This window comes from Brevundimonas sp. (assembly GCF_035626975.1).
In the GTDB taxonomy this organism is placed as follows: Bacteria; Pseudomonadota; Alphaproteobacteria; order Caulobacterales; family Caulobacteraceae; genus Brevundimonas.
Map to the genome: position 1 here is coordinate 29,001 of NZ_DASPMQ010000005.1, position 17,457 is coordinate 46,457.

At 69.0% G+C, this 17,457-nt stretch carries 21 protein-coding genes; 4 read left to right on the plus strand and 17 right to left on the minus strand.

The window, feature by feature from the left end:
• Position 1: 1 nt before the first annotated feature.
• The 3 genes from VEB62_RS00930 (at position 2) to rpoH (ending at position 2,399) form a co-directional block, all read left to right on the plus strand.
• Positions 2-304 (plus strand): GNAT family N-acetyltransferase, encoded by a 303-nt coding sequence (locus VEB62_RS00930; protein WP_324794556.1) that lies wholly within the window; start codon positions 2-4, stop codon positions 302-304.
• Positions 305-394: 90 nt separating this feature from the next.
• Positions 395-1,306, plus strand: coding sequence for a ThuA domain-containing protein (locus VEB62_RS00935; RefSeq protein ID WP_324794558.1), 912 nt, complete (start codon positions 395-397; stop codon positions 1,304-1,306).
• Between the two features lie 205 nt (positions 1,307-1,511).
• Positions 1,512-2,399 carry an RNA polymerase sigma factor RpoH gene (gene rpoH / locus VEB62_RS00940; protein ID WP_259547855.1) on the plus strand — a complete coding sequence of 296 codons (888 nt, stop codon included), beginning with the start codon at positions 1,512-1,514 and terminating at the stop codon, positions 2,397-2,399.
• Between the two features lie 33 nt (positions 2,400-2,432).
• On the opposite strand, the gene VEB62_RS00945 is transcribed toward rpoH, so the two are convergent.
• The 16 genes from VEB62_RS00945 to VEB62_RS01020 all read right to left on the minus strand — a co-directional run bounded on the left by VEB62_RS00945 (position 2,433) and on the right by VEB62_RS01020 (position 16,130).
• Positions 2,433-3,218: a response regulator gene (locus VEB62_RS00945; protein WP_324794561.1), complete on the minus strand. Its 786-nt coding sequence runs from the start codon at positions 3,216-3,218 to the stop codon at positions 2,433-2,435.
• Positions 3,219-3,316: 98 nt separating this feature from the next.
• Positions 3,317-4,612 (minus strand): adenylosuccinate synthase, encoded by a 1,296-nt coding sequence (locus tag VEB62_RS00950; protein ID WP_324794563.1) that lies wholly within the window; start codon positions 4,610-4,612, stop codon positions 3,317-3,319.
• A gap of 83 nt (positions 4,613-4,695) precedes the next feature.
• Positions 4,696-5,847: a phosphoserine transaminase gene (locus VEB62_RS00955; RefSeq protein ID WP_324794565.1), complete on the minus strand. Its 1,152-nt coding sequence runs from the start codon at positions 5,845-5,847 to the stop codon at positions 4,696-4,698.
• The gene (locus tag VEB62_RS00960) at positions 5,847-6,770 is read right to left on the minus strand and encodes a DnaJ C-terminal domain-containing protein (protein WP_324794567.1); all 924 of its coding nucleotides are present in this window, start codon (positions 6,768-6,770) and stop codon (positions 5,847-5,849) included. The genes VEB62_RS00955 and VEB62_RS00960 overlap by 1 nt, the downstream gene beginning before the upstream one ends.
• Positions 6,771-6,871: 101 nt before the next feature.
• Positions 6,872-10,594, minus strand: a complete 3,723-nt coding sequence (locus tag VEB62_RS00965) for a baseplate multidomain protein megatron (RefSeq protein ID WP_324794569.1) — start codon at positions 10,592-10,594, stop codon at positions 6,872-6,874.
• Positions 10,594-11,058: an NlpC/P60 family protein gene (locus VEB62_RS00970; protein WP_324794571.1), complete on the minus strand. Its 465-nt coding sequence runs from the start codon at positions 11,056-11,058 to the stop codon at positions 10,594-10,596. The genes VEB62_RS00965 and VEB62_RS00970 overlap by 1 nt, the downstream gene beginning before the upstream one ends.
• Entirely contained in the window at positions 11,055-11,708 is a 654-nt protein-coding gene (locus VEB62_RS00975) for a phage/gene transfer agent baseplate hub protein (protein WP_324794572.1), read from the minus strand. Before VEB62_RS00975 ends, VEB62_RS00970 begins: the two co-directional genes overlap by 4 nt.
• A gap of 2 nt (positions 11,709-11,710) precedes the next feature.
• Positions 11,711-12,340 carry a phage distal tail protein, Rcc01695 family gene (locus tag VEB62_RS00980; RefSeq protein ID WP_324794573.1) on the minus strand — a complete coding sequence of 210 codons (630 nt, stop codon included), beginning with the start codon at positions 12,338-12,340 and terminating at the stop codon, positions 11,711-11,713.
• A 61-nt stretch (positions 12,341-12,401) separates the two neighbouring features.
• Positions 12,402-12,932, minus strand: coding sequence for a phage tail tape measure protein (locus VEB62_RS00985; RefSeq protein WP_324794575.1), 531 nt, complete (start codon positions 12,930-12,932; stop codon positions 12,402-12,404).
• Positions 12,925-13,080: a phage tail assembly chaperone gene (locus VEB62_RS00990; protein ID WP_324794577.1), complete on the minus strand. Its 156-nt coding sequence runs from the start codon at positions 13,078-13,080 to the stop codon at positions 12,925-12,927. The genes VEB62_RS00985 and VEB62_RS00990 overlap by 8 nt, the downstream gene beginning before the upstream one ends.
• Positions 13,081-13,097: 17 nt before the next feature.
• Positions 13,098-13,394, minus strand: a complete 297-nt coding sequence (locus VEB62_RS00995; protein WP_324794579.1) for a GTA-gp10 family protein — start codon at positions 13,392-13,394, stop codon at positions 13,098-13,100.
• On the minus strand, positions 13,391-13,801 hold the full coding sequence (locus VEB62_RS01000; protein ID WP_324794580.1) for a phage major tail protein, TP901-1 family: 411 nt from the start codon (positions 13,799-13,801) through the stop codon (positions 13,391-13,393). The genes VEB62_RS00995 and VEB62_RS01000 overlap by 4 nt, the downstream gene beginning before the upstream one ends.
• A 2-nt stretch (positions 13,802-13,803) precedes the next feature.
• Positions 13,804-14,208, minus strand: a complete 405-nt coding sequence (gene gp17 / locus VEB62_RS01005) for a DUF3168 domain-containing protein (RefSeq protein ID WP_324794582.1) — start codon at positions 14,206-14,208, stop codon at positions 13,804-13,806.
• Complete coding sequence (locus VEB62_RS01010; protein ID WP_324794584.1) at positions 14,205-14,498, minus strand: head-tail adaptor protein; 294 nt, start codon at positions 14,496-14,498, stop codon at positions 14,205-14,207. Before VEB62_RS01010 ends, gp17 begins: the two co-directional genes overlap by 4 nt.
• The gene (locus tag VEB62_RS01015) at positions 14,495-14,761 is read right to left on the minus strand and encodes a head-tail connector protein (RefSeq protein ID WP_324794586.1); all 267 of its coding nucleotides are present in this window, start codon (positions 14,759-14,761) and stop codon (positions 14,495-14,497) included. The genes VEB62_RS01010 and VEB62_RS01015 overlap by 4 nt, the downstream gene beginning before the upstream one ends.
• Before the next feature lie 127 nt (positions 14,762-14,888).
• Positions 14,889-16,130 (minus strand): phage major capsid protein, encoded by a 1,242-nt coding sequence (locus VEB62_RS01020; RefSeq protein ID WP_324794588.1) that lies wholly within the window; start codon positions 16,128-16,130, stop codon positions 14,889-14,891.
• A gap of 94 nt (positions 16,131-16,224) precedes the next feature.
• Here VEB62_RS01020 and VEB62_RS01025 point away from each other — a divergent pair, with 94 nt between their 5' ends.
• Positions 16,225-17,016 carry a hypothetical protein gene (locus VEB62_RS01025; protein ID WP_324794590.1) on the plus strand — a complete coding sequence of 264 codons (792 nt, stop codon included), beginning with the start codon at positions 16,225-16,227 and terminating at the stop codon, positions 17,014-17,016.
• Here VEB62_RS01025 and VEB62_RS01030 read toward each other — a convergent pair.
• Positions 16,964-17,443, minus strand: coding sequence for an HK97 family phage prohead protease (locus VEB62_RS01030; RefSeq protein ID WP_324794592.1), 480 nt, complete (start codon positions 17,441-17,443; stop codon positions 16,964-16,966). The genes VEB62_RS01025 and VEB62_RS01030 overlap by 53 nt on opposite strands.
• Between the last annotated feature and the right edge of the window lie 14 nt (positions 17,444-17,457).

The window sequence follows — 17,457 nt, forward strand, 5'->3', positions numbered from 1 at the left end:
AATGGATCCCGAGATCCGCAACGACGAAGAGGCCCACCGCTACGAACTCCCCGTCGGTGGCGAGGTGGCGGTGGTGACCTACAATCTCTCGGGCCAGAACCTGATGATCACCGAAACCCTCGTCCCCGAGGCGTTGGAGGGCCAGGGCATCGCCAGTCGACTGGCCCGGCATGTCATCGCCGACGCGCGGGAGCGGAACCTGCTGATCCTGCCGGTCTGTCCCTTCTTCTCCGGCTATCTGCAGAAGCATCCGGAGCATGCCGATGTGGTCCATCCGACCTATCGCATCGTCCTTGGTCTGTAGGGCGCCGTGATGAATCGTTTCCTCTTTTGTATGCTGGCCGTTCTCTGCGTGGCCGCCTGCGCCGGTAGCCCTTCCGTCCAGGAGCGGCCCTTGCGCGTCCTCTATCTGTCCCAGTCGGTCGGGTGGGTGCATGAGACCGTGCGCCGACCGCCGGACGGGCTGTCGTCATCGGAGATCGCGCTACAGGACATGGCGCGCGACAGCGGCGCCTTCACGGTCGAGCTGACCCAGGACGCCCGTGAACTGACCGCTGACCGCCTGAACGACATCGACATCCTCGTCTTCAGCACGACCGGAGCCCTGCCCATCGACCGGGAGACCTGGGCGGCGATCGTCGCCTGGATCGAAAGCGGCCGGGGCGGATTCGTCGGCATCCACAGCGCCGGAGATACGGCGCTCGATTTCGAGGGCGGAGAGGAGGCCTACACCGCCTTCCTCGGCGGCCGTTTTGACGGCCATCCATGGAACCAGGGGACGCCGATCCGCCTGTCGAATCTGGAGCCGTCGCACCCGCTCGCCGCCATGTGGCCGAACGGAACGGACTACGCGGAGGAGATCTACCAATACGTCGGCTTCGATCCGGAGCGGGTCCGCGTGCTACAGGCGCTCGACATGTCCGCGGGTCCGCTGCGCCGCCCCTACCCCGTGCCCGTGACCTGGGTCCGTCAGGTCGGCCGAGGCCGCCTGTTCTACACCAACCTCGGCCATACCCCGTCGACGTGGGCCGATCCCCGCTTCCGCGACCAGATTGTCCGCGGGATCCGCTGGACTGGTCATCGGCTGGACGCGCCCGCCTCGCCGAACCAGGCGATCCAGGACGCCGCCGCCATCACCGCCTTCCTTTCGGCCGAAGGGCTCGACGCACCGGCAAGCGGCAGCATTCCGGCCGGCGTCCCGGACGACATCCGCGGCCTGCAGGCGCTGCATCCGGAAAAGCACGAAGGCGACGCCTCCGCCTGGGACGCCGCGCGGGCGCGGATCCGGGGCGCCCTGACCAAGTAAGTCTTGATTAAGGACTGACTCTCCGCTATACACTCACTCATTCGGTGCAGTGGCGCCGGGGCAACGGTCACGCTTTAGTGTGACGATCCGCCTCTGACAAAAGCGGAAACCCGACCCTATCTCATCGGTTGAGGGGCGAGGCGTCGGCGCACATCGGGTGGCCGTCTCCGCAGAGCCCGCTCGTTTTGACGGTCGGAGGGACCATATGGCTGTAGCTAGATCGCTCGCGGTGATGTCGCCTGAACAGGGGCTCTCGCGATACCTGACTGAAATCCGCAAATTTCCGATGCTGGCGAAGGACGAGGAGTTCATGCTCGCCAAGCGCTGGACCGAGCATCAGGACCCCGAGGCCGCGCACCGCCTCGTGACTTCGCACCTGCGCCTCGTGGCCAAGATCGCCATGGGCTATCGCGGCTACGGCCTGCCGATCGGCGAGGTGATCTCCGAGGGCAACGTCGGCCTGATGCAGGCTGTCAAGAAATTCGACCCGGACAAGGGCTTCCGCCTGGCGACCTACGCCATGTGGTGGATTCGCGCCTCGATCCAGGAGTACATCCTGCGCAGCTGGTCGCTCGTGAAGATGGGCACCACGGCGGCGCAGAAGAAGCTGTTCTTCAACCTGCGCAAGGCCAAGAGCCAGATCTCGGCCTTCGAGGAAGGCGACCTGCGCCCCGAGCACCTGTCGGCCATCGCCACCAAGCTGGGCGTGTCGGAAGAAGAGGTCACCAACATGAACCGCCGCCTCGGCGGCGACGCCTCGCTGAACGCGCCCCTTCGCGCGGACGGCGAGAGCGAATGGCAGGATTGGCTGGCCGACGACACAGCCGTCTCGCAGGAGACGCAGCTGGCCGAGGACGAGGAAAAGTCCATCCGCAGGGGCCTGCTGGAAGAGGCGATGCACGAGCTGACGGACCGCGAGAAGCACATCCTGACCGAGCGCCGCCTGAAGGACGATCCGGTCACCCTTGAAGAGCTGGCGGGCCAGTATGGCGTGTCGCGGGAGCGCGTACGCCAGATTGAGGTCCGGGCCTTCGAAAAGCTGCAGAAGGCCATGCGCGCGGCCGCCGAGGAGCGGAACCTGGTCGACGCCTGATCCGGGATATGGTCGAGGCCGGCGAGGCCGGCCTCAGCCGGCCTTCTTCATCGGCTCCGGCGGCGTCATGGCCAGAAGTGAGCCGATCGGAGCGGCCAGTATCACCTTGGTGGGCGGACCCGAAGCGAGGGTGACCTCCAGCGCGCCGACGGCCACCGCCAGCCGGGAGTCCGACGCCTTCATGGCCAGCGACTTCAGCATCGCGGCCTGCTCCCGAATGGCCCGTACGGCCTGCATGGGATCGTTGTCGAATTGGTCGAGGGCGGCCGCCAGGATACGCATCGCCTGATCTCTCGCGGCGGCCACGGCCGCCGCGCCGCTGGCGGGCTTGTCGGCCCTGCGCTTCCCGTCGCCCGCGAACTCGCCGGAGTTGAACCGTCTCCGGTCCGGGCCGACGTAGCCGACCGCCTCGACCCAGTCGCGAGGCTTTAGAGCGACGTTCTCGACGCGCTTGAGCAGATCCGCGCTCGTGAAGGGCTTGCGAAGAAACTCGTGCACCCCGCTGTCGCGGGCGCCGATGATCGTACTGGCGGTGGCGTCGGCGGTGACCATGATGATCGGCGCGCGACGGCAGGCGAAACTGGATCGCCGCAGGGCCCGGGCCAGCGACTCGCCGTTGAGATTGTCGCCATTACGTTCGGTGAAGATGATGCCGGGCTCCAGCGTCCCCGCCGCCTGCAGGGCCCGCGGCTCGCTCGGCTCGACCACGACCTGGCCTCCGCCCATGCCCTTGAGAATCTCGGTGAGCAGACGCGCGGCATGAGGGTTCGGATCGACGACCAGAACCCGCCTCAACACCGGCGCCAGCTTGGCCAGCATGCGAGGATCGACAGCAAACAAGGACGCAGCCTCCAGACGAGGCCGTCATGCTTAGCCGTAGCGGGTTAAGACCCGTTGAATGCTGGACCGCGCGCCGGTCAGCCCTGGAACGGGTCGTGCATCAAGATGGTGTCGTCGCGTTCCGGACTGGTCGACAACAGGGCCACCGGCGCGCCGATCAATTCCTCTATCCGGCGCACGTATTTCACGGCGTTGGCGTTGAGGTCGCGGAAGCTCCGCGCCGAGGCCGTGCTTTCGCTCCAGCCTTCAAGCTCTTCGAATATCGGCTCGGCGGCGGCCTGCGCCTTCAGGCTGGACGGGAGGTAATCCAGCACCTCGGCGCCGATGCGGTAGCCGGTGCAGATCTTCAGCGTCTTCAAACCGTCGAGGACGTCCAGCTTGGTCAGGGCGATACCGTCGATGCCGTTGATGGCCACCGACTGGCGGACCAGAACCGCGTCGAACCAGCCGCAACGTCGGGCGCGGCCGGTGTTCACCCCGACCTCGCGGCCGACTGTCGCCAGGTGCCGGCCGACCTCGTCGTTCAGTTCGCAGGCGAAGGGCCCTTCCCCGACCCGGGTCGTGTAGGCCTTCACAATGCCGAGCACATAGCCGACGCCGCGGGGACCGATCCCCGATCCCGCCGCGGCCTGGCCGGCCACGGTGTTGGAGCTGGTCACATAGGGATAGGTGCCGTGGTCCACGTCCAGGAACGCGCCCTGGGCGCCCTCGAACAGCACGCGCTTGCCCGCGCGCCGGGCCTGGTCGAGCAGCCGCCAGGCCGGCTGAACATAGGGGAGTATCTTCGGCGCGATCTCCAGCAGCTGCCGCAGCAGCGCCTCCGGATCGATCGGCTCAAGGCCCAGGCCGGCCCGGAGCGGATCGTGGTGGGCGCGCAAACGGTCGATCTTGACCTTGAGATCGTCCGCGCTGGCCAGGTCGCAGACCCGGATCGCCCGCCGCCCGACCTTGTCCTCATAGGCCGGACCGATGCCCCGTCCCGTCGTGCCGATGCGGGCGCCGGGCGCGCTCGCCGCCGCCTCGCGCGCCACGTCGAGCGCGGGGTGGATCGGCAGGATCAAACAGGCGTTGTCGGCGACGATCAGCACGTCGGGGCTGATGGCGATCCCTTGCGCCACGATCTTCTCGATCTCGCCGACCAGGTGCCACGGATCGACGACCACGCCATTGCCGATGATCGAGGGCTTGCCCTGGACGACGCCGCTGGGGAGCAGGGCCAGCTTGTAGACCTTGCCGTCGACGACCAGCGTGTGACCGGCGTTGTGGCCGCCCTGGAACCGCACCACCACATCGGCGCGGTTCGACAGCCAGTCGACGATCTTGCCCTTGCCCTCGTCACCCCACTGGGCGCCGACCACCGCGACGTTCGCCAAGACGTTTCTCCGCTACCGGGATTTTCCGAATGCGGGCGCAGCCTATAGCGGGGGAATCGGGCGATGTCGTCCCGAGGGACGGATTAATCCGCGAGCGCCGTCTCGAAAGCCCAGTCGAGCCACGGCGTCAGCGCCTCGACGTCCGCCGTGTCGACGGTGCAGCCGCACCAGATGCGCAGGCCGGCGGGGGCGTTTCGGTGGCTTTCGACATCGAAGGCGGCGCCTTCGGCCTCGACCAGCGTCTTCATCCGTTTCACCAGCGCCTGGCGGGCAACCTCCGTCATCGCGGCTACCCGGGGATCAGTGATCTTCAGGCAGACTGACGTCGTGGAGCGGGTCGCAGGATCTTCCGCCAGATGATCGATCCATCCGGTCCGCTGGACCCAGGCGTCGAGCGCCGCCGCATTGGCTTCGGTTCGGGCGATCAGCGCCGGCAGGCCGCCGACCGAGAGGCCCCATTCCACGCCGTCGATCCAGTCCTCGATCGTCCAGACCGAGAAAGTGTTGATCATCGAGCCGGTCGCGAGTGTCTGGTCGAAGCCCTCGCCGTTTCTCAGCCGCAGAATCTTGGGGATCGGTCGTGGCGGCGCGTAGTCGTTGAGCCGTTCGATCGCCCTTGGCGACAGCGCCGCTACGCCGAGGCCGGCCTCGCCGCCCAGCGCTTTCTGGAAACTGAAGGTCACCACATCCAGCCGATCCCAAGGCAGGGGCATGGCGAAAGCGGCTGAGGTGGCGTCGCAGATGACGAGCCCCTCGCGGTCCGCCGCGATCCAGTCGCCGTGCGGCGCCTTCACCCCCGAGGTGGTGCCATTCCAGGGGAAGACGAGGTCCTTCGCCGGGTCGACCCTCGACACGTCCGGAAACGCGCCCCACGGCGCGGTGAGGATTTCCGGATCCAGCCTCAGATGGTCCCGCAGGTCGGTCGCCCAGACTTGCCCGAAATTCTCGAACGCCATCACCTGGACCGGTCGGGGCCCCAGCATCGACCACATGGCGGCCTCGACCGCGCCGGTGTCCGATCCCGGCACATACACCAGCCGCCAATCGGCCGGGACCCGCAGAAGGTCCCTCGTCAGCTGCAGGCCGTACGCGAACCGCTCGACGACCTCCGGCGCCCGGATGCCGCGGCCCAGCAGATCATGCGGCAGGGCTTGGCTGGACCAGCCCGGCCGCTTCGCCGTCGGTCCGGACGAGAACCACGGCCGGGCCGGTTTCGAATTCGGCTTTCCGGGCATCAGTCGCGCCATGGGCGGTACGCTCCCCTGTCACGCATATCCTGCGCCAGTTTCGTAAGACCTTCGTCCGGGCTGTCCGGCAGCAGGATCATCAGCTTGGCCAGCAGGTCGCCGCGCTTGCCACCGACGAAGGCCCCCCTTCCCTTCAGCCGCAGCACCTTGCCCGAGTTCGACCCCGGAGGGATGGTCATGTTTACTGTGCCCTCCGGCGTCCGCACTGGCACCTTGCCGCCCAGCACGGCGTCCGGCAGAGACACCGGCAGATCCATATTCAGGTCCGCGCCGTCGCGCTGAAAGATCGGATGGTGCGCGATTTTCAGCGTGATCAGCGCGTCGCCTGCTTCGCTGCGGCCCGACGCGCCGGGCGCGCCCTGCCCGCGCAGCCGGATGACCTGATCGTCCGCGGCGCCCTTCGGAATGGTGACGTCCAGGGTGCGACCGTCGGAGAACTGAATTCGCCGGGTCGCGCCCGAGATCGAGTCCTCGAGGCTGATTTCCAGCGTGGCCTTGACGTCCTGCCCGCGCGCGGAAAAGCCGCCGCGCGCGCCGCCAGGCCGGGCTCCGCCGCCGAACATGCCGCCGAACAGTTCATCCAGATCGATGTTCTCGAAACCGCCGCGCTGGGCCCCGCCCTGGCCGAACGGATGTCCGCCCGGGCCGCCCCTCGCGCCACTGCCGCCGAAGCCCCGGAATTGTTCGCGTCCGTCTGCGTCGATTTCGCCCCGGTCGAACTTCGCCCGCTTCTCGGCGTCGCCAAGAAGGTCGAACGCGGCCGTGACCCGCTTGAAGCGCTCATCGGCCTCCCGGTTGCCCGGATTTTTGTCTGGATGCAGTTCCTTGGCGAGCTTGCGGAACGCCTTCTTGATCTCGTCCGCGGTCGCGCCCCTCGAAACGCCCAGTTCCTTGTAGGGATCGCCCGCCACGTTCGAGTTCGCTCCTGCCACATCAAGTCCGATCAGTCAGTTAGGGCATTCGCATCACAGCGCAAAGCCACCCGCTCCAAATCTCTGCATCCGGTGGCGGATCAGGCCAGTTTGACCCGCGCCTCAACGCCCCAGCCGTAACCTTCACCCCAGAGCGCCACCGCCACTTCGGCGTCGTTCAGCCCTTGAGGAAAATCCGCCGCCGCGTCGGTTCCCGGATAGATCGCGGACATCTCCGCGACCTCAAATGTCCGCACGTGAGTGCCAGCGTCGCGCACACTGACCCGGAACCGCAGGGGCGCGAAATTGGCCGGCTCACCGTCCCATTGATCCCCGTCTATCCGCGATCGCGGCAGCCATGCGAGATCGAAACCGCCGTCGCCGCGCACGGAGCGCCGCAGGTGAGCCGGACTCCATGGCCGGTCATGCAGACGGGTGGGCGAGAAAACGACTTCACTGACGCCCGCGCCGCCGGCGGGATTTCCCGCGGGCGTAGCCCGCCAGATCAGCGGCAGCCCCCGTTCGGCGGACGGCGACTCCATTCGCTCGAGCCCGCCCCCCAGGAACACGACAAGCGCGCCGGTTTCTGCCCCTGCCTTCGTCGCCTCGTCGGACCCTTGTTGGCCGCGTAGAAGGCCCGACAGGCGCCACACCTCGTGCCCGATCAGTTCGGCCCTCCGGAACTGCACGATCTCCCAGCCCGCGCCCGTCTCGACCGCGATGGCGTTCCCGCCCGCCAGCACGGCGGCGATCGACCGGCTTTCCGGCGCTCGCCCCTCGATCCGGACATTTACAACATTGGCCTCGTCCCAGCGATGCCGCACGCCGGACGTCAACGGCTCGACAAGAACACCGACCGTGACGGGCTCTTCCACATCGCCCCGGGCCGTCAGGCCCGTGACGTCGGGACCGGCAAACACGCGTATCGACCGCCATGGCTCGCCGGCGAGCACCGCGACGGGTCGCCCGTCGTTCTCCGCTCCAATCAGTGGCGGCAGGTCGATCATCCGAAAGAACGGAGCACCCGTCGCGGCCGCCGGCTCTCCCGCCGATGGAGCGCTGTCATCCTCCGCGACGAGGACGGTCGACACCGGTTCGAGCGTCGCCGACGGTTGCTCATCCATGTCCAGCCGCACCATCCGCCAATCGCGGTCATCGCCCTCGACCGAGACGATATCTCCCGGTTCCAGCGCCAGGCGTTCCAACGGCCCCAGGGAGACGGTCAGGCGCTCCTCCCGTCCGGTTTCCAGCGCTCGCGCCGCCGCCGCCTGCGCCAGCGCGCGCGAGCATACCGCCGGCAGATCCATGTCGATCCCGCCGCCGTCGCCGTCGGCCCGGACCACGGCCGAGCCGGTCTGATACTCGCCGGCGCCGTCGATGAACCGCACCCGGGCCGCGCCAGGCCGAGCCTCGAGCGTCCGCTCGGCCTGCACGCTTCCGCCCTCGCCGGGCAGCGCCAGAGCCTCCGGCGTCAAGGTCAACGCGACGGGTTCCTCACCGATGATCGCGACCTTGCCGTCACGCTCCGCCGCGAGCATTCCGAGCCCCGCCAGCAGAGGCTCGAGCGCATCGCGCGTGCGCATCGGCCGGTCGATGACATAGCCCTGCACCTCGCCAGGCGGCCGTCCGATCTCGAACTCGCTATCGAGCAGGCCGCCCCGCTTGAGAACCTCGGCGATCAGATCGCGCGTTTCGCCGCCCAGCCGACCGTTCAGCCAATGCCCCGTCCGCCACGCCGGCGCATCGGCCCAGATGTCCATCCGCGCCGGAAAAGCCGGCCACGGCCGGGCGTCCCAGCACCAGGCGGCCGCGGCCTCCAGCATCCGTCCGCCGTAAATCGCAGACACAGGGTTGTTCGCGGGATCGTCGAAATGAGCCAGTACGGCCTCCAGCGCCCGCCGTTGCATCCGGTCGTCCCGGGCTCCTGTGGAGAACGGCGGCAATCCGCCCTCGACGCTCTTGGGATCCTGGAACAGGTTCGGCGCATTACCGCCCCGATCAACCGCGGGGCAGCCGAACTCGGTCAGCCGGATCGGTTTCATGCCCGGGACCCAGGCCGTGGGCGTCGGGGCCCGCACGCCTCCCGGACGGTCATGGTGCGCGTTCGACCACCAACCTTTCAGGTCCTTGGGCCGGAACACCCAATCCTCGCCATACCCCACGTCGATGATCGGCGTGCGCGCCTGTGCGGCGCGATCCGCCGCCGAGGCATAGAACCAGTCGAAGCCTTCGCCGCCGGCCATCTGCATGGCGAGATTTTCGACGTCGTCGGGCCCGGCGAAGGTCGCTCCGTCGAGACCGCCAGCCCCAACCCGCCAGTCGCCGAGCGGCGGATACCAGTCGATGCCGACGTAATCGATGTTCGGATCAGCCCACAGCGGATCGAGATGGAAGACCACGTCCGCGCCGTCGCGCCACCCGAAATACTCGGACCAGTCCGCGGCGTATGAGAGCTCTGCGTCCGGTCCGACGATGGCCCTGCATTCGGCCGCCAACGAGCGGTATTCCGCCACAGCCGGAGATACGCCCGCAGCGTCGCGTGTCCACGTCAGCCCCCGCATCTCGGACCCGATCAGGAGCCCATCCGCACCCGTCTCCGCCGCCAGCGCCGCATAGTGGAGAGCCAGACGCCTGAGACCCCAGCCCGCCGCCTCGCCGAAAACCGCCGCCACGTCGGCGACTGACGCAGGGCCGTTCTCGCCCCGGATACGGCCCCGCCACGGATAGGCCGCCTGCTCCACGCCGCCATAGGGATCAGGGAGGCTGTTGCCGGGTGGCACGTCCATGAACACGAACGGATACAGCGTCACCTGAAGGCCCCGCGCCTTCAGCTCGGCCACCGCCTGCCGCACGCTCTGATCCGAGGGCGTTCCGCCATAGGCCGGGCCGCCGCCGCTCTGCGAGATCAGGTGCGCATCGGCCCGCGTCAGGCCCGCGACGGACCAGGCCATCGGCTCGGTCGGCTTGTCTCTGCGCTCCACGCCGGGCCGGACCGCGCAGGATCCCGCCCGGAGGTCATCGCCGAACCAGCCGATCACCAGGCTGACGCGCTTCAGGTTGGGGGCCTGGGCCTGAAGCTGGTCCAGCGATACGGCGAGATCGGTCCGCCCCTCGCCCGTATGCAGGTTCTCGGGTCTGGTTCGCGTCAGTCCCTCGCGCCGCATCACGGCTTCGGTCGCCAGCACGAACTCGCCCGCGCCGGGGATCAGGCAGACGCCCTCCAGCCGTTCTTCCAGCCGTGGTCCCGGCCCGCGTGGCCGCCGGAACACCTCGAAAGCCAGCTGAGGCGGCCGGTTGCCATATGGTCCCAGCGGCAAATCCTCGAACACTACATACGCCGTGCCGCGATACGCCGGGGCATTGGCCTCCACGGCCTCGATTAACGAATCCGGCGTCTGGGTGTCCGTGCCCCGATGCAGCCGCATCGTCACACCGGTCATGTCCATCGGCCGGCCGTCGGCCCAGACCCGGCCGATCCCGTCGACCGGTCCCTCACACAGCGCCACCGCGAAGCTCAGGGAGTAGGCGTACTCGACCGTACGCGGTCCGCCCTTGCCTGCCGACGACGTGTTTCGGCCCTCCAGAAACCGGGCCGCCCAGATTATCTGTCCGGTCACGCGGGCGCGCCCGAATGCGCACGCCATGGGTGCGCCTTCCGCCGCCCCCTGCAGAGCCAGCGAGTTCAGTCTCGGCCCCTTCTGGCGCGCGGGTTCCAGTCCGGCGACCAGCGCCCTGTCGGCCATGCCGCCGATGGTCGCTCCAAGAACGCGGCCGATGCCGCCGCCGATCGCCCCGCCGATCCCGCCCAGCACAACCTGCGCCATCAGCCGATCTCCCGATCAGTCCCGCGGGAGGGCCAGGCGAACGCCGCCACCAGCCGTCGCCGCCACCATGTCCCCATCCAGCTCTCGACCACCGCCCGACCCCAGTAGGCGTGAATCATGCGCGGCTCGGCGGCGCCAACCAGCGCACCCTCGCTCATGATCGCGCAGTGCTTGGCCGGACAGCCCGGCGCCATCCGGAACAGCAGCACATCACCGGCGCGCGCCCTTTCGACCGGGACCTCTTTCAACCAGCGGCGCGCGCCGTGCAGCAGTGTCTCCTCGCCTCCGGTCTCGGCCCAATCCGGACCGTACGGCGGCGGCGATCCCGGTTCCGCTCCGAACAACTCCCGCCAGACGCCGCGCACCAGCCCAAGACAATCCGCGCCTTGGCCTCGCAAACTGGCCTGGTGTCGGTAGGGCGTGCCCAGCCAGGTCCGGGCGATCGCCACAGCCCGCGCCCTCATCGCCGGCTCCGGCCGTCGTTGCGCCCGCCCTCCACCGGAGCGGCGGTCAGGAAATCGTCTCCCGGAATGTCGGGAAAGCCCTGAAAGTTCGGGCCATTGCCGAACATGCCGACACACGTGGCCCAGCGTTTGTCGCACTGCCCGCCTGGAAACTCCGCAAGATCGACCTTGCATCGCGCGTCGCCGAGTTGAGCGTCGCAGTCTCGGCCATAGGCCCGCCCGACAACCCGCTCCAGCGCCGCCAGCGGCCCTTCCAGATCGGCGGTGAATCCTTCCCCCTGACGTCGGATTCGCGAGAGCCTCGCGATCCACAGCCGAACCTTAATATCAGGCCTTCGCCAGTCGACGCGCCACAGCGTGATCTCGGCTCGATCGTAGAGGCCGGCCAGGACGTCGACCTCCCTGATGCCGTCATCGTCCAGGACGCCCGCTGCGACCGCCGATCCGGACGCGAGTCCCACCGCGCTTTCGGCCGCACCGGCGGTCCACCCGCTGGCGGCCCGGCAGAGGACGCCGTCCACCTCCAGATCACGGTCATGATCGGTGAAGCCCGCCACCACGCCATCGACCCGCTTCAGCAGCCAGGCGTGGCACAGTGTCGCCGCCCCGCTCTCGATGCGGATCGCCAGTTCGTCCGGTATCTGGCGCACGGTCAGATTCTCACTTCGATCAAGGGCGCGGCCGCCATCCTGCCCGCTGCGAAGCTCTCCAGCGTCACGTCGATCCTGTCGGCGTCGAAGCGGACCGGGACGTCGAATTCGAATCCGGCTGTGACGACGGCGCCGGCGGCCGGCGGTGAGGCCAGGGTGACCGCCCCCGTCGTCAGATCGAGCTCGAAAGCCTCCGGATTCAGCTCATCGGCGCCCACCGCGATCCTTACCGTCCCCCCGACCGGCTTGTGGATTCGACGATCAACGGCCGTCTCGCCGTCGCCGTATCGCTTGATCAGTTCGTAAGTGGTCCGAACGCCGTCGCCGACGCCCAGCCGCTGATCGAGCGGCGTGATCGCTGCGCTCGGGGCACAGGATCTGAAGTCGGCGAAGTCCCGGAACCGGAAACCGTACAGCCGCCCCCGCCGCGCCTCGAAGAAGGCCGTCAAGGTCGCCATGTCGTCCAGCGACTTGAGGTTCGCGCCGATCAGATAGCGCCGCCGTCCTTGCGCCCAGGGCGTCGAACGCCGCTCGAACCCCGACCCCAGGGTCACGATCTCGGTGCGCCGCTCGACGCCACCCGTCGACCCGAAAGCCAGGCGGGCGGGCAGCCTCACTTCGTGAAACGCCATCACCATCTCCGAAAATGTCATGCCGGGCCGGCCGAGGAGGCCCGCCCCGGCCCGTGAAGCCCTAAAGCCGACGCGCGCCCAGCGAGACGGCTCGAGCCAGGGCCTGGGCGATCTGGGCCTCCGACCTCAGAAGGGTCTCCGCCCCGCCGTCGACCCGCACATTGACCGTCACGTTCGCGCCCCCCGACGGTTCGATCACCCCGGCGCTTCCGGGCCGGAAGAGCTCCGGTCCCCGTTCCCCGACCAGATAGGCGCCGCCGGCCATCACCGGACCGCCTTCCGCCCGCGCGCCGGAGAACGCCGACCCCGCCGCCTGCGCGATCGCGCTCGACAGTCCTCCCACGCCGCCCCCGCCCGCCGCCGCATTGATCGCGGCAAGCACGGCGCGCGCCAGTTCGGCCAGGGAGATTTCGCCGTCGGCGGCGGCCCGCGCCAGCGAGCGGGCGAGCCCGGTTCCCGCGCGCTCAAACGCGCTTTCGATCGAGGCCGCCGCTCTCTCGGCCGGTTCCCTGAGGCCGTCCAGCGCCGCGGCCGCCTCGGCCGCCCGCCGCGGCACCGAGTCGATGCTTCCCGTTCCGGGCTCGTCAGTCATCGGGCCACGTCTCCGCCATTCGCTCGAATTCGCTCCGCCGCATCGGCGGGTTCGTCTCCGGTGCTTCCATCAGCATCCGCCATTCCTTCAGCGACAGTCGCCAGAAGGCCTCAGGATCCACGCCCAGGCCGGCCGCCGCGCGCAGCATCAGGCCCCACGGGGTTCTCAAGCGACCGCCGCGAAGGCCTTGGCCACCGCCTCCGCCGCCTGCCGCGGGTCCACCGGCGCTTCGGCCAGTTCCCCTGCAAAGGCGCTCTCCCCTCCGCCTCTGAGCAGCGCCGCGAGGACCGCCGTCAGGTCCCGCGCCGACAGCCCCCGCATCCGCTCCGCCAGGCCTGAGAGCCCGTCGCAACCCAGCGCCGTCTCCATCTCCGCCAGCGCGCCCAGGGTCAGGCACAGGCACCGATCGGCTCCCGCCAACCCCGCGACGACCTCGCCTCTCGCTCCGTTGGCCCCCATCATGCTGCGCCGAACGTCACTTCACCCGCGCTGGCCAGGCTGATCGCGAACGTCGCTTCGCCCTCGTGCTCGCCGGCGTATTCCAGCGCCGCCACGAGGAAGGGTCCCTCCAGCGTGCCGAAGTCCGGCACGATCAGCCGCCAGGTTCGCGCCGCCTGATCGAAGAAGGCCTCGCGGATCAGTGCGTCCGACGCCGCGTCGCGAAAAATCCCCTGCCCGGCGACGGCCGCCGATTTCACGCCGGCGCCGCCCAGCAGTTCTCTCCACCGCCCAGCGCTGTCGCCGTCGGTGGCGTCCACCGTGCGCGCGTTCAGCGACAGCGTCCGCGCCCTGAGGCCGGCGACGGTCGTGAACACGCCCGGCGCGCCCTCGATCTTCAACAGAATGTCCTTGCCGCGTTGCGCCGCCATCTTCAGTCCTCCTCGGTCACGGCGCGTACGCGCAGCACCGCAAATGTCCTCAGCCCGTCCGGAGCCGGATAGACGTCTGCGAACGTCAGCCTCACGCTGACGGTCCGCACGCCATCCGCCGCCAGGGCCGCATCCGTGAGTCCCAGCCGCAGGGCGGCCAGGATCGCCTTTGCCTCTTCGGTTCCGCGAAACCGAGATACGGTGGTCAGGGTCAGCGCGTGCTCGATCCCGCCCCCATCCGCCCCGAGGGGGCGGCTCTCCGATCGTCCGATCAGCAGATATGGAAGCGCCGGCCTGTCCGGCGGCGCATCCCATATTCGGGGCGGCTCGCCCAGCAGGGCGCGCACGCCCGCATCCTCGCCCAGATGGGCGATCAGAGCCTTTTGCAAGGCCAGTTCGTGGCTCATGACGCCCGCTCCAGGTGCAGGATGGCCTGTCCGCCGACGGTCTCGGACGACCGGATCCGCCAGTCGGCGCCGCCGAACCTCAGCACCCGCTCGGGACTCAAGCGCGCGTCGGCCCGGGTTTCAGCCGTCATGATTTCCATGACGCGCAGACCTCCGGCCTCGCCCTTCTCGCGCCGGCGCCGCGGACCCAGCTTCAGCCAGGCCGATCCCACGGGTTCCCATGTCATCGCCCGGCCGCCGTATGGCGTCTGGCTCTCCAGCCCTTCGAACAGACCCGCCAGCACCCTCACAGCCGCACCACGCGATAGGGCGCGGTCCAGGCCTCGACCGGCTGGATCGGCATCTCGCGGTCGCCCCGCTCATAGGCGCGAAGGGCCAGCATCAGGATCGCCAGCCGCAACGGAGCGGGGGACGTAGAGGTCAAGGCCAGACCCACGTCTCCCTCGATCCTCGTCTGCGCCGCATCGATCAGGGTCTGTATCAGCCCATCCTCGGCGTCGTGCTCGACGCGCAGGAACAGCTTCGCTTCCGCCAGCAAGACGGGTGCGGTCATTGGAAACCTCGCTTTGCTCGTAGTGGCGAGAGGCCGGGGACGAGGGGCGACTGATCGCCAACCCCGTCCCCTCCGTCGCCGGATACCGGACGCGTCAGGAGCGCGCGTCGCCCCTCGCCCCTCGCGACTAGCTCGCGCTGAACTTCATCACCTTGATGGCGTCGAAGTTCTGAACCCCGCCGCCGACGCGCTTGGTGGTGTAGAACAGCACATAGGGCTTGGCGGAGTACGGATCCCGCAGCACCCGGACACCGGCGCGGTCGACGATCAGATAGCCGCGCTGGAAGTCGCCGAAGGCGATGGCCGCCGCGTCGGCCCCGATGTCCGGCATGGTCTCGATCTCGGTCACCGCATAGCCCAGCAGGCTGGCGGTCTCGCCCGGCCGCTGCGCCGGCTGCCAGATGTAGCCGCCGTCGCTGTCCTTGAACTTCCGCACCGCCGACACCGTCTTGCGGTTCATCACGAAACGGCCATTCGGCCGGTATCGGGCCTTCGGTGCATAGACCAGATCGATCAGCCTGTCGGTCGGGCTGGACGGTGAGAACGCCCCCGGCGCGCCCGAGGCGACATAGCCGATCTTGCCCCACTCATGGCTCGCCTCGGCCACGATGTCGTAGCTCAGGAACCCCTTGGGCTTGTTGATCCCGTCGCCGGTTACGAAGGCCGTCGTCTCCTGGGCCGCGAAAGCGTCCTCGACTTCGGAGGCGAGCCATTCGTCCAGGTCGATCAGCGCATCATCCAGCAGGCTCTGCGTCGCTGCGGGACTGGCGTACAGGTCGGCCGACGGGAACTCCAGCAACGCCAGCGTCGCCGGATCCGTCTCCGGGCGCGCCGCCGTCTCGGCGACCCAGCCCGCGGCCAGGCCGGCCGTGGACACGGGCTTCCTGAACACCCCGGCGCCGACGGTGCGAACGCTGGCGATCTCGCGCATCGGCGACCCCGCCATCAGGCGCCGCTCGATGGCCCGCTCGGTCTGCTCCGGCGCCACATAGCCGGCCGAGTTCGACGCTGTGGACAGTCCCGCCTTCAGCTCCAGCCCGAACGACTGGCCCGTCTTGAGATAGCCGTCGAATGCGGCCTTCTCCTCCCCATGAAAGGGAGAGGAGGAACGCGAATCGGTCGAGGGGCTGGCCGCCAGCTCCGGCCTCCGCCCCTCGCTGACCACCCGATCCAGCCGCGCTTGCGCACTGCTCACCGCCTGGTCGATCCGCGCGACCTTTTCCTCCAGCAGCGTATCGGCGCAGGCCTTGCGCTCGATCTCGTCCAGCCGGGCGTCGTTCGCCCCTTTGAACGCCTCGAACGCCGCCATCATCTCGTGCATGGCGGCGCGCGCCTCGGGGGTGCCCGAGGCCGTCTTGGTCTCTTTCATGGTGTCTCCGGTTTTCAGGAACCGCGGGATGCGGTTAGGGTCGGGGCGTGAGCCGCCCCCTTGAAACAATGTCTTTGTCCCGTGGCGGCGCCGGGTGAGCGCCCGCTTCACCAAACTCGAGCGCGAGGTCATGGCCGCGATGGCCCACGACCTGCGCCGCGTGGCGCCCGATCTGGCCGGTCAGTTCGAGGAAAGCCTGCCCGGTACGCGCCGCAACACCGGCTCAGGCCTGTTCACCGCGATCATCGTCAACTCCCGACGTCCGCTGTCGGTCGAGCGCGCCACCGGTCGCTTCGGCACGGTTCACGCCATGGTCGGCGCTCTGCCCGATCCGATCGCCTTCCAGGTCGAACTCCTGAACGGCCGCCTGGTCGCCCTCCACGGCGACGCCTACGGTCTGGACACCCGGGCTGTCGACTTCGCCCGCGTTCCGTACGACCAGGTTTTCACCGTCAACGATCGGGGCGACTCCATCGCCTTCGAGCCCGCCGCCCTGATGCCGCCCGGTCCTCTGACGGATCTGCAGCGCCATGCCGAGCCGGCCCAACCCGCTCCGCCGCGCACCCTTGTCAATGTCGGTCCGCTCCAGCGGCTTCAGGACACGGAGCCCGTCCCCGCCCCTTCCCTGATCGAGACGCTTCTCGCCCCGGCCCCGGCCGGCGCCGCGCCCCTGGACAAGGACGAGAAAATCTCCCTGATCATCGGCCTCTGGGTGGCCATCGCCGCCGCCGGCTTCATCGCCGTGGTCGTCTTCGACATCCCGATCGTCTTCGCGGGCGTCCTCGGCATCTTCGCCGGGCGGGCGCTCCAGACCCCGAAAGGGCTCGCGTTGGTCAAGCGCGGGATGGAGGCATACCGGCGCGCCCGGGCGGAGCGATCGGCCTGAACCGCGCGCCCGGCAGCATCGGAAACGTCACCAGCGACACCTCCCACAACTCCACTTCGACCAGCACCCTCAATCGCCCCTCGCGCCGCGCCCGCCGACTGCGGAAGCCGATCGACAGTCCGTCCAGCGCGCCGGCCCTGGACAGGGCCTGCGCGAACCGCGCCTCGGCTGACCAATCCATGACCCGCCCGCGCACCCACAGGCCGCGGTCGTCCTCGATGATCTCATCCCAGACGCCGATCACCGACCGGCTCTCGTGCTGATGCAGCATCCGGACGCCTCGCGCACCGGCGGCGGCGACGCTCCCATTGAAGGCGCCTTTCGAGACGACGTCGCCGTTCAGGTCGGCCACGCCCCACAGGGACGCATAGCCTTCGATCGCGAGCCCCTCGTCCCGAACGGAACCGGGCCGCGATCCTGCGGGCATTGTTGCGCCGGGGA

What these genes read in the sequence shown, in the direction of transcription:
- VEB62_RS00930 (WP_324794556.1), top strand. Translation starts at nt 2, where the DNA reads ATGGATCCCGAGATCCGCAACGACGAAGAGGCCCACCGCTACGAACTC.
- rpoH (WP_259547855.1), top strand. Translation starts at nt 1,512, where the DNA reads ATGGCTGTAGCTAGATCGCTCGCGGTGATGTCGCCTGAACAGGGGCTC.
- VEB62_RS00945 (WP_324794561.1), bottom strand. Translation starts at nt 3,218, where the DNA reads ATGCTGGCCAAGCTGGCGCCGGTGTTGAGGCGGGTTCTGGTCGTCGAT.
- VEB62_RS00955 (WP_324794565.1), bottom strand. Translation starts at nt 5,847, where the DNA reads ATGCCCGGAAAGCCGAATTCGAAACCGGCCCGGCCGTGGTTCTCGTCC.
- VEB62_RS00965 (WP_324794569.1), bottom strand. Translation starts at nt 10,594, where the DNA reads ATGGCGCAGGTTGTGCTGGGCGGGATCGGCGGGGCGATCGGCGGCGGC.
- VEB62_RS00970 (WP_324794571.1), bottom strand. Translation starts at nt 11,058, where the DNA reads ATGAGGGCGCGGGCTGTGGCGATCGCCCGGACCTGGCTGGGCACGCCC.
- VEB62_RS00980 (WP_324794573.1), bottom strand. Translation starts at nt 12,340, where the DNA reads ATGGCGTTTCACGAAGTGAGGCTGCCCGCCCGCCTGGCTTTCGGGTCG.
- VEB62_RS00985 (WP_324794575.1), bottom strand. Translation starts at nt 12,932, where the DNA reads ATGACTGACGAGCCCGGAACGGGAAGCATCGACTCGGTGCCGCGGCGG.
- VEB62_RS00990 (WP_324794577.1), bottom strand. Translation starts at nt 13,080, where the DNA reads ATGCTGCGCGCGGCGGCCGGCCTGGGCGTGGATCCTGAGGCCTTCTGG.
- VEB62_RS00995 (WP_324794579.1), bottom strand. Translation starts at nt 13,394, where the DNA reads ATGATGGGGGCCAACGGAGCGAGAGGCGAGGTCGTCGCGGGGTTGGCG.
- VEB62_RS01000 (WP_324794580.1), bottom strand. Translation starts at nt 13,801, where the DNA reads ATGGCGGCGCAACGCGGCAAGGACATTCTGTTGAAGATCGAGGGCGCG.
- gp17 (WP_324794582.1), bottom strand. Translation starts at nt 14,208, where the DNA reads ATGAGCCACGAACTGGCCTTGCAAAAGGCTCTGATCGCCCATCTGGGC.
- VEB62_RS01015 (WP_324794586.1), bottom strand. Translation starts at nt 14,761, where the DNA reads ATGACCGCACCCGTCTTGCTGGCGGAAGCGAAGCTGTTCCTGCGCGTC.
- VEB62_RS01020 (WP_324794588.1), bottom strand. Translation starts at nt 16,130, where the DNA reads ATGAAAGAGACCAAGACGGCCTCGGGCACCCCCGAGGCGCGCGCCGCC.
- VEB62_RS01030 (WP_324794592.1), bottom strand. Translation starts at nt 17,443, where the DNA reads ATGCCCGCAGGATCGCGGCCCGGTTCCGTTCGGGACGAGGGGCTCGCG.